Source organism: Nitratireductor sp. B36 (assembly GCF_020833685.1).
GTDB lineage: Bacteria > Pseudomonadota > Alphaproteobacteria > Rhizobiales > Rhizobiaceae > Nitratireductor.
Genome location: NZ_JACKZY010000002.1, coordinates 803182 through 819292, shown reverse-complemented (window position 1 = coordinate 819292; position 16111 = coordinate 803182). Strand labels below are relative to the sequence as shown.

13 protein-coding genes are annotated in these 16111 nt (G+C 58.8%); 8 read left to right on the top strand and 5 right to left on the bottom strand.

The window, feature by feature from the left end; genetic code table 11:
• The first annotated feature begins 13 nt into the window (after window positions 1-13).
• The 6 genes from H7H48_RS10490 (at window position 14) to H7H48_RS10465 (ending at window position 9012) form a co-directional block, all read left to right on the top strand.
• Window positions 14-856, top strand: a complete 843-nt coding sequence (locus H7H48_RS10490; RefSeq protein ID WP_229448999.1) for a universal stress protein — start codon at window positions 14-16, stop codon at window positions 854-856.
• 144 nt (window positions 857-1000) lie between these two features.
• Entirely contained in the window at window positions 1001-1498 is a 498-nt protein-coding gene (gene gpt, locus H7H48_RS10485) for a xanthine phosphoribosyltransferase (RefSeq protein ID WP_229448998.1), read from the top strand.
• Window positions 1499-1519: 21 nt separating this feature from the next.
• Window positions 1520-2233 (top strand): 5,6-dimethylbenzimidazole synthase, encoded by a 714-nt coding sequence (gene bluB / locus H7H48_RS10480; RefSeq protein ID WP_229448997.1) that lies wholly within the window; start codon window positions 1520-1522, stop codon window positions 2231-2233.
• 234 nt (window positions 2234-2467) lie between these two features.
• Window positions 2468-2935, top strand: coding sequence for an NUDIX hydrolase (locus tag H7H48_RS10475; protein WP_229448996.1), 468 nt, complete (start codon window positions 2468-2470; stop codon window positions 2933-2935).
• A 115-nt stretch (window positions 2936-3050) separates the two neighbouring features.
• Window positions 3051-4586, top strand: a complete 1536-nt coding sequence (locus tag H7H48_RS10470; protein WP_229448995.1) for an inorganic phosphate transporter — start codon at window positions 3051-3053, stop codon at window positions 4584-4586.
• Window positions 4587-5262: 676 nt separating this feature from the next.
• Entirely contained in the window at window positions 5263-9012 is a 3750-nt protein-coding gene (locus tag H7H48_RS10465; RefSeq protein WP_229448994.1) for a vitamin B12-dependent ribonucleotide reductase, read from the top strand.
• Window positions 9013-9925: 913 nt separating this feature from the next.
• Here the strand turns inward: H7H48_RS10465 and H7H48_RS10460 are convergent.
• Window positions 9926-10213, bottom strand: a complete 288-nt coding sequence (locus H7H48_RS10460; protein WP_007006982.1) for a YciI family protein — start codon at window positions 10211-10213, stop codon at window positions 9926-9928.
• Window positions 10214-10226: 13 nt separating this feature from the next.
• Window positions 10227-10805, bottom strand: a complete 579-nt coding sequence (locus tag H7H48_RS10455) for a TetR/AcrR family transcriptional regulator (RefSeq protein WP_229448993.1) — start codon at window positions 10803-10805, stop codon at window positions 10227-10229.
• Window positions 10806-10967: 162 nt separating this feature from the next.
• Here H7H48_RS10455 and H7H48_RS10450 point away from each other — a divergent pair, with 162 nt between their 5' ends.
• Window positions 10968-11564, top strand: a complete 597-nt coding sequence (locus H7H48_RS10450) for a thermonuclease family protein (RefSeq protein WP_229448992.1) — start codon at window positions 10968-10970, stop codon at window positions 11562-11564.
• Window positions 11565-11587: 23 nt separating this feature from the next.
• Here H7H48_RS10450 and H7H48_RS10445 read toward each other — a convergent pair whose 3' ends face one another.
• Complete coding sequence (locus tag H7H48_RS10445) at window positions 11588-12586, bottom strand: glycoside hydrolase family 25 protein (protein WP_229448991.1); 999 nt, start codon at window positions 12584-12586, stop codon at window positions 11588-11590.
• A 501-nt stretch (window positions 12587-13087) separates the two neighbouring features.
• Here H7H48_RS10445 and H7H48_RS10440 point away from each other — a divergent pair.
• Window positions 13088-13750, top strand: coding sequence for a L,D-transpeptidase (locus H7H48_RS10440; RefSeq protein WP_370633361.1), 663 nt, complete (start codon window positions 13088-13090; stop codon window positions 13748-13750).
• Between the two features lie 62 nt (window positions 13751-13812).
• Here the strand turns inward: H7H48_RS10440 and H7H48_RS10435 are convergent, their stop codons facing one another.
• Both H7H48_RS10435 and H7H48_RS10430 read right to left on the bottom strand, forming a co-directional pair.
• Window positions 13813-14739 carry an alpha/beta fold hydrolase gene (locus tag H7H48_RS10435; protein WP_229448989.1) on the bottom strand — a complete coding sequence of 309 codons (927 nt, stop codon included), beginning with the start codon at window positions 14737-14739 and terminating at the stop codon, window positions 13813-13815.
• A 151-nt stretch (window positions 14740-14890) separates the two neighbouring features.
• Window positions 14891-15940, bottom strand: a complete 1050-nt coding sequence (locus H7H48_RS10430) for an aldo/keto reductase (RefSeq protein WP_229448988.1) — start codon at window positions 15938-15940, stop codon at window positions 14891-14893.
• Window positions 15941-16111 lie beyond the last annotated feature (171 nt).

Below are 16111 nucleotides of genomic sequence, written 5' to 3'. Positions count from 1 at the left end.
CAAGGAGGCTGACATGAGCTACAAGACCATTCTCGCGATTCTTCAAAGCGAAGCCGACGCCCCCCGCGTTCTCGATCTCGCCCTGCCTCTGGCGGCCCGTCACCGCAGCCACGTGATCGGGCTGCACGCGGAGGCATTGCCGATGGTCATGGCCTCACCCATGGGAGGCCCTGTGGTCGACCTGAGTGTGGATATGCATGAGGAGGCCGGCCGCCGCCACGCTGTAATCCGCAATCTTTTCAACGAGCGTGCGCGCAAAGAAGGCGTCGGCAATGAATGGCGCGGTTTCGACAGTGTCTCAGGCGATTCCGCCATTTCAGGCATTGAGAGCGCCCGCAGCGCTGACCTTGTCATTGCCCAGCAGACCGATCCGGATGCCGCGGGGGCCATGGAAGCCAATGTCGAGGCTCTTCTTTTTGAAAGTGGGCGCCCGATCCTTCTCGTGCCCTATATCCACAAGGCGCGCGAAGCCGAGTTCAAGAAAATTCTGCTCGCCTGGAATGGAAGCCGGCAGGCCGCAAGAGCAGCTTTCGACGCATTGCCCTTCATGAAGGAAGCGGACAGTGTCGAGGTGTTCTGCATCGATCCGCAGGACACACCTCGTCGCGACGCCTCCATGGCCGGCACGGCAATAGCCACCGCTTTGGCCCGTCACGAGATCGAAGTAACCGTCAAGGTAGAGCAGTCCGGTGGTGTTTCTCACGGAGAAATTCTTGACAACCGCGTCTCCGATACCGGCGCCGACCTTCTTGTCATGGGAGCATTCGGTCGCTCGAGATTGCGGGAGTTCGTTTTCGGGGGTGCCACCCGCACCATCCTGCAAAGCATGACGGTGCCAACTTTCATGGCTCATTGAGCGCCGCCCGGTTGGCGCGCCCACTGCAGACTGGCGGGAAATCCATCTTCGACGGGTGTCGGGCTTGCGTTCGACATCCCTTTCCGGCTAATTCACCGCGCATTCCGATCTGCCGTCCTGATGTGCCCATGGAGTGCGATGCCGATGTCTCTTCCCGAAAAAGCCTTCCCCGTCTCGTGGGACCAGTTTCACCGTGACGCGCGCGCGCTTGCCTGGCGGCTTGCTGGCGCAAATGGGGGCTGGAAGGCCATCGTATGCATCACGCGCGGTGGTTTGGTGCCCGCTGCCGTCATTTCGCGGGAGCTGGGCATTCGCCTGATCGAGACGGTTTGTGTCGCTTCCTATCACGATTACACCGAGCAAGGTGATCTTCAGGTTCTGAAGGAGATCAATCCGGAGCTTTTGAAGGAAGACGGCGAAAACGTCCTGATTGTTGACGATCTGACTGACACGGGAAAAACGGCGGCCATCGTCCGCGCCATGATGCCCAAGGCGCATTTCGCAACAGTGTACGCCAAACCAAAGGGTCGCCCCCTTGTTGACACTTTCGTCACCGAGGTCTCTCAGGACACCTGGATCTACTTCCCCTGGGATATGGGGTTCTCCTACCAGAAACCGATCGCGGAAGATCAGCGCGGCTGAACGGCGCGAAGGAAAGGCCGCATGTCGCACGGAGCAAAGAAGCACGATACCGTGGATGGCCTGACCTCCGGTGAAGCGTTTGCAGCTGCGGAGCGGAACGCTGTCTATCGGGCCATAGCAACCCGTCGTGACGTCCGTGGCGAATTTCTTCCCGACCCGATCTGCGAAGAAGCGCTCTCTCGCATGCTCACGGCCGCCCACCAGGCACCGTCGGTCGGTCTCTCCCAGCCCTGGGACTTCATCCTGATACGCGACAAGGAAACACGCGCTCGCATAGCCCGGATCTTTGCCGATGCAAACGCGGAGGCTGCGATCCGTTTTCCCGCCGACCGGCAGGCTCAATACCGCTCTCTCAAATTACAGGGGATCCTGTCTGCTCCCCTTAACATCTGCGTCACAAGTGATCCCAAGCGCGGTGGTCCCGTCGTCCTCGGCGCCACGCACATGACTGACACGGACCTTTTCAGCACGGTGTGTGCCATACAAAACCTGTGGCTTGCCGCTCGTGCTGAAGGAATTGGCGTGGGTTGGGTCAGCATACTGCATGAAGACCGTGTCAAGGCAGTGCTCGACATCCCCGACCGGCTGCGACTTGTAGGATATCTATGTGTCGGGCACGTGAGTGGCTTTCACGAACGGCCCGAACTCGAAAAACGCGGCTGGCGGGAACGTGACGATCTCGCATTGCATCTCCATCAAGAAAGATGGACGGCGCCGAAGCCGGCAAGCGAGTGATGACTCCAGACGCGATCAAAGCGCCAAACCCTTGATTTTTGGCACCAATTCACTATGTCTGCCAGCAGGCTTTCTGCGTTCCACGATTCGAGCGCATAAGCGGTTCGGCGGTTGGATCCGCTCGGCGCGTAAATTAAGCGTAGAAACAGTCACTTGTAGAAAAGAAGCAATTCCTGGCACATCGTGTCCGGGCGAAGGAGAAGCGCGATTTTCACTCACGGCACACGTTTGCGGTTGACCGAGACGGTCCGGCGTCTGTTCGGCGGAAACCCCCGCCGTGTGCAGGCTGCAGCCCTGCCGTGGCGCGCGACCGCCGATGGCAATGGCATCGAGATTCTGCTTGTGACAAGCCGTGGTACTGGTCGTTGGGTTCTGCCCAAGGGGTGGCCGGAGGGTTCAGAAACCCTTGCCATGGCCGCGCAGCGTGAAGCCCGCGAAGAAGCAGGCGTGCGAGGCTGCGCCAGTGAAAATGAAATCGGGCGTTTTTATTATCACAAGCTCGATGGAACCGGTGTCGAATGGCCCTGCGAGGTCGCCGTCATTCCCCTCGAAGTCACGGAAGAGCGTTCCAAATGGCCGGAACGCAAGCAGCGAACCCGTCAATGGTTCACGCCGCAGGACGCAGCCACCGCTGTCCAGGAGCCGGACCTGGGTGAGCTTCTTGTTCAGTTCGCTCACAATCCACGGGAAATCGCGGCCTGAGCCCCCTTTTTTGCCGTCAACCCTTGCCGTGAGGAACATAGTTTCCTAACCGGAGGCGGACTTCTTCGCCGAACGCTCGACCCGCAGCGACACATTGGCAGAAACGGGAAAACGCATGAGCGAATCCGCCACCAACCCGCGCAAGCAGACCCTCGACAAGGACCTCGACAAGCTCGTCCACGTAGAGGAAGCCACGACAACCGTCGCACGCGGGCTGGTCGCGCCGGGGCTCGGCCTGCTTTTTCTGGCACTCACCGCCATTTTCGCTGCCACCTACACCTTCGGTGAACCACGCGCCGTCATCATCATTGCTGCGGCTGCCATCGGCGCATACATGGCGTTGAACATCGGCGCCAATGATGTTGCCAACAATGTTGGACCCGCTGTCGGTGCCAAGGCGATGACTCTCGGCGGCGCCTTGCTTATTGCAGCCGTGTTCGAAAGCGCCGGAGCGCTTATTGCCGGCGGCGATGTCGTTGACACAATTTCAAAAGGCATCATCGACCCGGCTGCGGTGGGAACACCCGAAGCATTTGTTCGGGCCATGATGGCCGCTCTCATCTCCTCGGCACTGTGGATCAATCTGGCAACTTGGATCGGCGCTCCGGTTTCGACCACGCATTCAGTTGTCGGCGGTGTCATGGGCGCGGGTATCGCTGCTGCAGGTTTTTCCTCTGTTGACTGGTCGACGATGATGCAGATCGCCGCGAGCTGGGTGGTCTCCCCCCTGGTCGGAGGCGTTATCGCTGCGCTGTTCCTCGCCTTCATCAAAACCGCCATCATTTATCAGGACGACAAGATTTCGGCGGCGCGGCGCTGGTTGCCGCTTTTGATCGCCATCATGGCGGGAGCTTTTGCCGCCTACCTTACGCTCAAAGGATTGAAAAAGGTCTTTCCGGTCAGCGGCACAGGCGCCGGGATCATCGGCCTCGCCTTTTTCGCAGTCACCTGGTTTCTGGCTCATCTGTTTGTGCATGCACAATCTGAGGGTCTGGAGAATCGCAACCAGTCTCTGCGTAGCCTCTTCAAGGTGCCCCTGGTCATCTCGGCCGCCCTCCTCTCATTTGCCCATGGCGCCAACGACGTTGCAAATGCAGTGGGCCCCCTTGCCGCCATCGTTTTCACGGTTCACGAAAGCGCGGTGAACACCACTGTCACCATCCCGCTCTGGGTGATGATCATCGGCGCCGCGGGCATTTCGATCGGCCTCGTCCTTTTCGGGCCCAAGCTCATTCGCATGGTCGGCGAGCAAATCACGAAACTCAATCCGATGCGCGCGTTCTGCGTCGCGCTGTCCGCCGCTATAACCGTCATCATCGCTTCGGGCCTAGGCCTGCCGATCAGTTCCACACACACAGCCGTCGGCGCGATTTTCGGCGTTGGTTTTTTCCGTGAGTGGTACACGGCGCATTCCAAACGCCGCCGTGCCTATCTCGAACGCAAGGGCGTTCGGCTCAAGACGGACAATGGAACCAGCGATGATGACGATCTGGAAATCGAGTTGCAGAAGACATCGCGCGAGGAGATTGCACGACGCAAACTTGTGCGCCGCGCTCATGTGCGCACGATCGTCGCAGCATGGGTGACCACGGTGCCGGCTGCCGCATTGCTTTCTGCCGGCATCTTTCTGGTGCTGGACTTCATCGCCTAACATCAGCATTTTTCTCAAGCGGGCATGCCCGGAAGGCTCGCCCCGTCCAATTTCCGTGCACGGCTTCGCAAGACGCCGGGAACGATGGGTTTCTCAAACCGCAACAGCGACTGAGTGACTTCCCCATTATTCACACATGTGACACACAACATCTTGCGGTCATAAATGATCCAAACTCGACTCCTTGACGTCCGGGTACGAGTCGCTTTTTATGGGTTTTGCGCCTGCGTTCGTAAGGTGCGATTGGTCGGCGAAAACCCGGTCGATTTTCCAATTTTGTATTGAGTTTCCGAGACCTGCCCGAACAGCTTTCTGGGCAGAACGGTGTCGTTTGCGCCGCGGAAAATCGCAAGCGAGGGTGTAAGTTTCGATCTGGTATAAAGAAGCTGTTAACACTATATTTAGTGCCTTCAGATATTCTGCGCACCAGATAATGTGAATGTTATGTGACGTTAGCGTAGCAACGGCGTCAGGTTGGGGGCGATTTCGCTCAGGGCGAGACAACGCTTCGAATGGGTCTTCTTCCCGATCCTTTGAGAAGCACCAACCTTCGGTCAAGGAGAGTCATTCGCTGCGGTGGATGGCAGTCGGCGGACACAGCGTCTGCACGGTGAAAATGTGATGAGGCATTCGCCGGTGCAGACACTATATTTGGATTAGGGGCGAAGAGGACAAAATGCGCATCGAACGCCGGTTCACAAAGCAAGGCCAGAGCCCATATGCGGAGATTTCTTTCCGCAAGGCCACGAGCGAAATCAAGAACCCGGATGGCTCCGTGGTCTTCCGGTTGGAGAATATCGACGTTCCGGCGCAGTTCTCCCAGGTCGCCAGCGACATTCTGGCTCAGAAATATTTCCGCAAGGCAGGCGTACCTGCGCGCCTGAAAAAGGTTGAGGAGAATGATGTCCCCTCCTTCCTGTGGCGCTCGGTGGCCGATGAGGAAGCCCTCAAGGACTTGCCGGAAGAGGAGCGCTATGGGTCCGAGACCAGCGCCGCGCAGGTGTTCAACCGTCTCGCCGGCACCTGGACCTATTGGGGCTGGAAGGGCGGCTATTTCGACAGCGAGAACGACGCCCAGACCTTCATGGACGAGCTGTGCTACATGCTCGCCACCCAGCGCGTTGCGCCCAACTCCCCGCAATGGTTCAACACCGGTCTGCACTGGGCCTACGGCATCGATGGTCCCGGCCAGGGCCACTATTATGTCGATCCCTTCACCGGCAAGCTGACGAAGTCCAAATCCTCTTACGAGCATCCGCAGCCCCATGCCTGCTTCATCCAGTCCGTGGGTGACGACCTGGTCAATGAGGGCGGCATCATGGACCTGTGGGTCCGCGAGGCGCGTCTGTTCAAATATGGCTCGGGCACCGGCTCGAATTTCTCGCATCTCAGAGGCGAAGGCGAAAAGCTCTCCGGCGGCGGCAAGTCGTCGGGCCTCATGTCCTTCCTCAAGATCGGCGACCGTGCCGCCGGGGCCATCAAGTCGGGCGGCACCACGCGCCGTGCCGCCAAGATGGTGGTGGTCGATGTCGATCACCCGGACATCGAATCCTACATCGACTGGAAGGTGAAGGAGGAGCAGAAGGTTGCCGCCCTCGTCACCGGCTCCAAGATCGCCAAAAAACATCTCGACGCCATCATGAAGGCCTGCATCAATTGCGAGGGTGCCAATGATGATTGCTTCGATCCGGCCAAGAACCCGGCGCTGAAGCGCGAGATCAAGGCCGCCAAGCGCAATGCCGTGCCGGAAAACTATATCCAGCGCGTCATCCAGTTCGCGCGACAGGGCTATACCGATCTCGATTTCAAGACCTATGACACAGATTGGGATTCGGAAGCCTATCTGACCGTCTCCGGCCAGAATTCCAACAACTCGGTCTCGCTCAAGGACGATTTCCTGCGCGCCGTCGAGGCGGATGGCGAGTGGAACCTGATCAACCGCATCGACGGCAAGGTCGCCAAGACCGTGAAGGCCCGCGATTTGTGGGAGAAGATCGGCTATGCCGCATGGGCGTCCGCCGATCCGGGCCTCCACTACAACACCACCATGAACGACTGGCACACCTCGCCGGCCGCGGGCCCGATCCGCGCCTCGAACCCGTGCTCGGAATACATGTTCCTGGACGACACGGCGTGCAACTTGGCCTCGATGAACCTTTTGCAGTACCGCAACAAGGACGGTTCCATCGACATCGCGGCCTATGAGCATACGGTGCGCCTGTGGACCATGGTGCTCGAAATCTCCGTGATGATGGCGCAGTTCCCGTCCAAGGAGATCGCGAAGCTTTCCTACGAGTACCGCACGCTTGGCCTCGGCTATGCCAATATTGGCGGCCTCCTTATGACCTCCGGCATTCCCTATGATTCGCCTGAAGGCCGCGCCATCTGCGGCGCGCTGACGGCGATCATGACCGGCGTTGCCTATGCGACGTCCGCCGAAATGGCTGGCGAACTCGGCCCCTTCGCCGATTATGAGCGCAATGCGGAAAACATGCTGCGTGTCATCCGCAACCACCGCCGCGCCGCCCATGGCGAAAGCGATGGCTATGAGAAGCTCGCCGTGAACCCGGTGCCGCTCGTTGCCGAGGACTGCCCCCATGCCGATCTGATCGAGCATGCACGCAAAGCCTGGGACCGCGCGCTGGAGCTGGGTGAAAAGCACGGCTACCGCAATGCGCAGGCCACCGTCATCGCGCCCACCGGCACGATCGGCCTCGTCATGGACTGCGACACGACCGGCATCGAGCCCGATTTCGCGCTGGTGAAGTTCAAGAAGCTGGCCGGTGGCGGCTACTTCAAGATCATCAACCGCGCCGTGCCGGAAGCCCTGCGCACGCTCGGCTATTCCGAAGCCCAGATCGCCGAGATCGAGGCTTATGCCGTCGGTCATGGCAATTTCGATCAGGCTCCGGCCATCAACCCGACGAGCCTCAAGGCCAAGGGTTTCGACGACGAGAAGATCGCCGCCGTCAACGCCGCGCTCAAATCGGCCTTCGATATCAAGTTCGCCTTCAACAAGTGGACGCTGGGTGAAGATTTCTGCCGCGAGAAGCTCGGTTTTACCGACGAACAGCTCGACGATTTCTCCTTCGACATGCTGGCCGCCCTCGGCTTCAACAAGAAGGAGATCGAGGCAGCCAACATCCACATCTGCGGTGCCATGACGCTGGAAGGCGCACCGCATCTGAAGGAAGAGCACCTGCCCGTCTTCGACTGCGCCAATCCGTGCGGCAAGATCGGCAAGCGCTATCTCTCGGTCGAGAGCCACATCCGCATGATGGCCGCTGCCCAGCCCTTCATCTCGGGCGCCATCTCCAAGACCATCAACATGCCCAACGAGGCGACGGTCGAGGACTGCAAGGAGGCCTATCTCCTTTCCTGGAAGCTGGCGCTCAAGGCCAACGCGCTCTACCGCGACGGCTCAAAACTCTCGCAGCCACTCAATGCCTCGCTCATCGCCGACGATGAAGAGGATGCCGACGATCTGGTCGAGGAGCTGGTCGCGGCACCGACCGCAGCCCAGGCCGCGACGATCTCGGAGAAGATCATCGAGCGCGTGGTCGAGAAAGTGGTGCGCGAGCGCGAAAAGCTGCCCAACCGCCGCAAGGGCTACACCCAGAAGGCGGTGATCGGCGGGCACAAGGTCTACCTGCGCACCGGCGAATTCGACGATGGCCGCCTCGGCGAGATCTTCATCGACATGCACAAGGAAGGCGCTGCCTTCCGCGCCATGATGAACAATTTCGCCATCGCCATCTCGCTCGGTCTGCAATATGGCGTGCCGCTCGACGAATATGTGGAGGCCTTCACCTTCACCAAGTTCGAGCCGGCCGGCATGGTCATGGGCAATGACGCGATCAAGAATGCCACGTCGATCCTCGACTATGTGTTCCGCGAGCTCGCCGTTTCCTACCTCGACCGGTCCGATCTTGCCCATGTGGACACGTCCGACTTCACCAACACCGCGCTTGGCCGCGGCATCAATGAAGGCAAGGCCCTGCCCTATTCCAAGGGCCTGACCCGCGGCGCACCGCTCAAGGTCGTCTCCGGCAAGTCCGGTGGCGAGCCCAAGGGCTCATCCGGCAGCACGGTGCGTGCTGTCTCATCCGGTGCAACGGTGCATGCGCTGAAACCGGCGGTCGCCGAACTGCACGAGGAAGCCACCGCCTTCCGTCGTGACTATGAGGAGCGTGCGAAGGAACTGGCCGAAGAGGTGGCGCAGGACAACGACATCAACGATGTCTTCACCGAAGCCGCCGCCACGGAAGCCGCCGACGCCAAGAAGGTCGAAACCCACCGCCGCCAGCAGGCCATCATGCAGGGTTACACGGGCAATATGTGCTCGGAGTGCCAGAACTTCACCATGGTGCGCAACGGCACCTGCGAAAAATGCGACACCTGCGGCGCAACGAGCGGATGTAGCTGAGGCGGATCAGCCCATACGTACGAGAAGGTAACTTTTGTTCTTCTGGAAGCAAACTAGTGTGTCTTGCGCGATTATCACTGTCTTTGCCTCTGTTTAGGTCAATCACCCGGGTGCTTCCGCGCCCGGGTGAAAACCGTTGTAGGGCAATGCCACGCCATCAAAACAAACTGCGGATGATAGGTCTTCTACCAACCGATGCCCTCCATGCTTAGGGTGATAATGGAACAAAGACTGTAGGGCCACCAGAAGACTTGCTTCGGTACACGCAGGTAATAAGCTAAGTTGGACTCGAACAGGTCTCCGCGACGCTGCTAAAATGCCTTCTTTCGCAGCAGATCAGCCTTTGAAGCAGAGAGCGTGGCGCAAACCTTGGGACCATCGTCCTCGTGCTCTCCTCGAAACTCAACCCAATCTGCGCTCCCCAACTTCCACGCTTCATACTGCTGGTCAGTTAGGTAATCCAAAAAATGAGACCCCCTGACAAGGGTGCTCATATCTCGGTGGGTTCCGACAAGAGCGTAGCCATACAAAGAACAGATCGTCTCCACCATACGGCTAAACCCATATGCGCGGACGGTCGCATCAGACAAAGAACCTGCCAGTTTCCTGGCTACGTGTTCAGCTTCAGAGCTGTACGGTCGTAGCCGCAGCTCGCCGACCCTTACCACGTCAGGCTTGAAATGCTCTTTGAACGCGTCCGAGAGCTGATCTGCACTGGAATGTGTTACGATACCCGACAAAATGAAGGATAGTACCGCCGCTACCTTTATCAGCCACCGCATCGTTCGCTCCCTCGCACTATAGGTGCGAGAACAACTACCACAAGCGCAGCCCAAGGGCGACTACATTGAGCTGGTTAAGCCCCCCTGGCTTCCTGCTCACGCTGGTATTCTTTCGCCTTCCCAGTATCCCTTCAGGCCACCTTCGTAAACGCCAGCGCCGGCACCGTGCGCTTCGGGTCGATCTCATAGGTCTCCGCGCTCACCACGCCATGCTCCACGAATGGATCGGCGGCAATGCGTGCATCGTGGGCTTCACGGCTCTCCCCATGGGCAATCACCGCTCCGCCGCCCAAATCCAGAGAGCCGACGCTCAGGAAAACGCCATCGGCAAATCCCTTGGCGATCCATTCATTGTGGCCAGCCATGAATTCCCCAGCGGCGCTTCGGTTCTCGGCAAACTTCAAAAGAGTAACGAACATGCAAATCGAGTCCCTATTGTGAGAGTGAAACAATCTGGCGATCGAGCCAGCCGGTGATGTCCGCCACTTCCCGGCGGATGAACGCTTCGTCCTTGAACACGGTGGCAAGCGACGCCACCCCCTGCGACCAGGCCAGCACATGCAACGCCCATTCCCGCGCCGCCTCCTCTGCGCCCAGCGCCCTGAACTGCTTTTCAAGCCAATGGGCAAAAAGGCCGAAGATATCCGCCGCCCGCTCCTGGTGCACGTGGTCGAGCTTGGCGAGTTCGGCGCATAAAGTGCCAACCGGGCATCCATAAGCCATGATCGGAGCACGGTTGGCGATCAGAAGTTCAATGAAGGCAACAATCCGCTCGCGCGGCTCAGGAGCCTCAGTTTCCCACCCGTCGAGCATTCCCCGGGTGCGGGCGATCCGCCGGTCGATGACGGCATCCAAAATCTCGTCCTTGGTCTTGAAATAATAATAGAAATTGCCCCGCGAAATACCGACCCCGGCGGCAATATCGGCAAATGACGTGGCCTCAAACCCGCCCCGGTAAAACAGGTCATCCGCGATCTCGACAATCTGATCACGAGTAGAAACAGCAGCCATGAAGACCTCGCATGATTGATTTCCCACAATTAGGACAATTGTCCAAATCAATCAAGTGGCCACCGGATTCAGTGCAGGAAGCGCGCCAATCCTTAAAATTTTCGGGGTGAATCAAACCCCATCTTCATCCCGCCCTGCTCCACTTCCGCCAGGGAGCGGACAATGGCGCGCACTTACGACCTTTCCTCCAGAAGAACCAGAAACAACAATCACTGGCGCTCGTCTTCAGGCCACAGAAGGAAGCGCAACACCCGGTCATGGCGCCCATTGCGGGTGCTCAAGGACGGTTTCGGCTTGATCACGCTCGCGCTTGTCGCCGGCTGGGCGGCAGCGCATTATTCCGTTGTTCCCACGGACAGGATCTCAGGCCTCTTTGGCGCCCCCCAATTGCAGAACCAGCCACATATCGCCCGGTATTTCCCGATCTGCGGAAGCGGCAAGCGCATGAACTGTATCGTGGATGGAGACACGCTCTATGTGAACGGCGATAAAATCAGGGTGACAGGGTTCAACACGCCCGAACTGTTCTCGCCCGAATGCGCATACGAAAAAAAGCTCGCTCGCCGCGCGCAACGCCGCTTTCAGCAGCTGGTCAATTCAGGTCCGTTCGAGCTGCGTCGCACGAGCATGCGCGATCGGGATGTTTATGGTCGCAAACTCAGAAGCCTCTACCGGGACGGAAAGCCCATCGGCGATCAACTCATCGCCGAAGGGCTCGCTCATCGCTGGCGCGGTTTCAAGGAAACCTGGTGCAGCTGAGGGAGTCCGCTTCTCCGGCAGGATCAGCCGGCCACCTTCCCCAGCCAGCGCCACCAGGCGCTTTCATCGCCGTGAAAGACATTGAGGTCGATCCTGCCGTTCACGCCTTGGCTCAGGCCAGAGCCTGAATACTGCCAGAACACCCAATCCCGACCCGGATAGACTTTCGAGGGGTGTTCCGCCACGGCACGCAGCCAGAACGGATGGTTGGGGAAAGCCCCCTTCAGATTGTCTTCATAAAAATCGGGCGCGGTGTAAATGATTGGCCGCTGTCCATAATGACGTTCCAACCGGTCCAGAAAAACCTGCATTTTTTCGATGACTTCCGCGCGCGATGGCTTCCACTTACAACTTGACTGGTGGTTCCATTCCACATCCAGGACCGGCGGCAGCGCGCCCTTCACCTTCGGAACATTGCGGATGAACCATTCAGCCTGATCGGAAGCCCTGCGACACCAGAAGAAAAAATGATAGGCACCACGTCGAATGCCGGCTTCAGCTGCTCCGTTCCAGTTTTTCTTGAACATCGGATCGATATGGTCGACCCCATCCGTCGCCTTGATATAGGCGAAGTTGGCGCCACGCTCTCGCAGCCTCTCCCAGTCGATATCACCCTGCCAGCGCGAAACATCAACACCGTGCACCGCATGATGTTTCGGTGTGATCTTCCCGAAATTGATCGGATGAGCATCACCAAACTGGCTGCGATACACTTTACCGCGCGCAGCGCTCTTGGGGCGCAGTGTCGGCTTTGGCGGTGTGATCATGGCCACCTGCTCAAGCGCAGGTGTCGAGACACGGTCAGGCTCGGCAATGGCCGTCATCCCCGCCTCGCTCACGTGACTGGCCTCGCTTTCAGCGATTGCGGCGCCCGGCAGTCCCACATCCGGCCTCACGATCGAGCTCGTCACCTCGCGTGAGGGCGGATCGATCTTGAGTGCGGTGTCAATGCTGGGTCCGCCAGTGCAGCCGGTCAGAGCAAGCGTTAAAAGGACAGGTCGAAGGAATGCAGGAACACGCATAGACGATCTGCAGGAGTTCGAGGAATTTGGAAGCCCGGTGCCCGTTCCACCGGTTGAAAGGGCAGTGTTATTGCAAACTTACCAATAAAGTTTGAATCGACCTGTTAACCACGTTGCAACGATGAAAGTTGTGCCACCCGTGTTTGCTTCCCAGTGAACAGGCCGCCCGCCCCCCTCCCAATCCGTGTCAGGAAAGCGCAATGAGCCCCTGAGAGCGGTGAACGGCGTTGGGCCGCCCCTCACGAGGCGCAGACTGTGGGAAAAATGCCTCACCGCATGGGCGGATTTCGACTGAAGAACGCTATTCGCGCGACATTCGGGCACAGGTCCGGTCTTTGCCACAATTTTTCGAGAACCGCATGCCAAGCGCCACTCAACGCTCCCACGCATCCGCGCCGGAGAGGCGAACCACACATGAAATTCCGAATCCCATACGTAAGGAGAGTGTCCTTGTTCCACATCAATGTTGTACGCGCAGCCCCCCGCGTTGCGCGGCTCGTCATGTTGCTGCTCCTGCCTGCATTCGCTGCCGCCTGCACCACCACAGGCCGCAGCACCATCCCCGCGGCAGACGTCCCCGGTCCCATGCTCTCCTACTATCAGGAGATGTACCGCGAGATCGATGACAACGGCATCGTCATTCCGGCAATCGACGTCACCAAGATGGATCGCAAATATCTGCGCCAGATGGTCGATTATCCGACCAACGAGCCGGTGGGTACCATTGTTGTTGATCCCGCAAACCGTTTTCTCTACCTGGTAATGGAGAACGGGAAGGCCATGCGATACGGCATCGGCGTCGCCAAGGCGGGGCTGGAATATGAAGGCGACGGCGTTATCGGACGGAAGGCCGAGTGGCCGAACTGGGCCCCCACTCTCGCGATGATAAATCGTGAACCGGAGCGCTACCGTCCCCTCGCCGCCGGCATGCAGGGCGGGATCGACAATCCACTCGGCGCGCGCGCGCTCTATCTGTACAAGGATGGCAAGGACACGCTCTACCGCATCCACGGCACGACGGAGCCCTGGTCAATCGGGCGGTCGGTGTCATCAGGCTGCATTCGCTTGCTGAACCACGACATCATCGATCTCTACAAGCGCGTCCCGCGTGGCTCCCGCATGGTCGTGCTTGGCGGCGGACAAGCTGGGCCTGACATGGTCTGACCCACAAGCATGAATACCCTTGCCGGTTCCCGACCGGCAAGGGACGTTCTCCCGCAACGCGTCTATTTGCGCATCAGGTCATCCGCTGTCCACGGCGCATTGACCTGGTCATCGTTCAGAAACGGCAACACGGTTTCGGCCAGCCTGGGCGAAACACCGATGTCGTAGTGCGTAAGATTCGGCAGGATCGCCAGGCGGTTTTGAGACATGTTCTCGCGCTGCCAGCCAGCATCTTTCAGCCCGCCACCGAGCAATTGGTAAAACGCCACAATATGCTCAGGCCGATACATATCCGAATCGCCAAACACCAGCATCACAGGCATGTCCAATGTCTTCACATCCTCGGCAAAATTATAGGGCTTGCGCATGAAGGCGCCCATGCGGTCGAGCAGGTCCGGGAAGAGAGAGGGATCCGGCGCCACCGCAGCATAGGACTGATACATGGGCGTATCCTTCATCATCTCGGCCATGCCGGCCCCCACCTGAGCCTGCATGGGAAGCATTTCAGGATAGAAGCCTTCCTGCGCAAAGCCCGCCGAGACAAGCGCGATGCGTCGCACCTTGTCCGGGTGTTGCACGGCCAGACGCAGGACAACACCGCCTCCCATGGAATAGCCCATGGCATCCACACGGTCATAACCCAGTTGTTCGAGAATAGACGCCATATCATCGCCCATCGCCTCCAGGCTGATCGGACGATCACCAAGCTCGCTGCGGCCATGCCCCTGCAGGTCGATGGCAATAACCTCCCGCTCTGCTGCAAGCATGGACAACACCGGCCCGAACATCTCGATCAGTCCGAGACCCCCATGCAACAGGAGCAGCGGCTCACCCTCCCCGTGGATCTGATAGTGATATTGAAGGCCGCCAGCTTCCACCTCCCCGCTCTTCAGCGGTTTGGATATCCCGGCTGCCGCCTGCGCAGGCGAAGCCGCGAATACTGTGAGGAAAAGAGCCGTACAAGCGGCAGCAAAGGCAGTTTTAAACATCGCGCTCTCCTGTCAAACCGGCCGTCGCTGCGACGCACCGTCATTGCGATGCTCGAAGGACGCAGAAGACCACACCGATCCGACAGGAAAACGAATTCTGTTGAAATTCTATCAAGAACGATGCCGCCACCGGCATCATCCTGCTGGCGCCTCAAGGGCTTGGATTGCCGATCCGCTGATGCAGATCATCGACAGCCGTCTGCATCTCCTCTGTCCAGCGCACCTCGAGAGCATTAAGCGCCTCTTCAAGATGCGCCATCGTGGTCGCCCCGATGATATTGGATGCCATAAAAGGCCGCGAATTCACAAAGGCATGTGCGAACGTGGCCGGCGTGAGACCGAATTCTCGCGCCATCATGTTGTAAGCCTTGGCAGCCTCCGGACCACCCGGCTTTTCGTACCTTTGAAGGCGGTCGAACAGAACCTTCCGCGACCCTTCCGGCATGGCGCCATCATCGTACTTTCCGGTCAGATAGCCCTGGGCCAGCGGCGAGTAGGCAAGCAAGCCGATCTCTTCACGCTGACAGGTCTCTGCAAGGTTCACTTCAAAAGTGCGGTTCATGAGGTTGTAGGCGTTCTGCAAGGAGACGACCCTTGGCCCAACACCTTTGTCGGCCTCGGCTATGAACCGCATGACACCCCAGGAACTCTCATTGGAAAGACCGAAATGCCGGATTTTTCCAGCTTTCACCAGATCATCGAACACCGCCAGCGTTTCCGCGATCGGTGTTTCATCAGCCAGCGGCTCCGACACCGACGTGACACGTGTCGGGTTGGAGCCAAACGGGTTTTCACGGTCTGGCCAGTGAATCTGGTAAAGGTCAATATAGTCCGTTTGGAGCCGGGCAAGCGACTTGTCGATGGCATCCATAATGTCGGCGCGCACCAGCTTCGATGGCCTGTTGCCCCGGAACCATTCATTGGCCGTGCGGCCGATCACCTTGGACGCTATGATGACCTGATCGCGATTGCCCCGCGCTTTCATCCAGGTGCCGACGATGCGTTCCGTCCGGCCCTGTGTCTCTGCTTTCGGGGGGATTGGATAAAGTTCGGCCATATCCAGAAAATTCACCCCGCGCTCCACGGCGCGGTCCATCTGTTCGTGGCCTTCTGCCTCGGTGTTCTGCTCACCATAAGTCATGGTGCCTAGGCAAATCTGAGAAACAAGGAGGTCGCTGCGTCCAAGACGGCGCTTTTCCATCAAAACTCTCCGGGTGCTGAAATCAGGCGCGGACGCGCCAATTGCCACATCATAGGCCGGTTACCGCGACACGCAAGCTTTGATCGACCGATGATCTGCCCACTTTTTATGCGCCATAAAATAGCACCAGAGAGCAGATACAACCAAAAACTACGGGACACCCGGTACAGA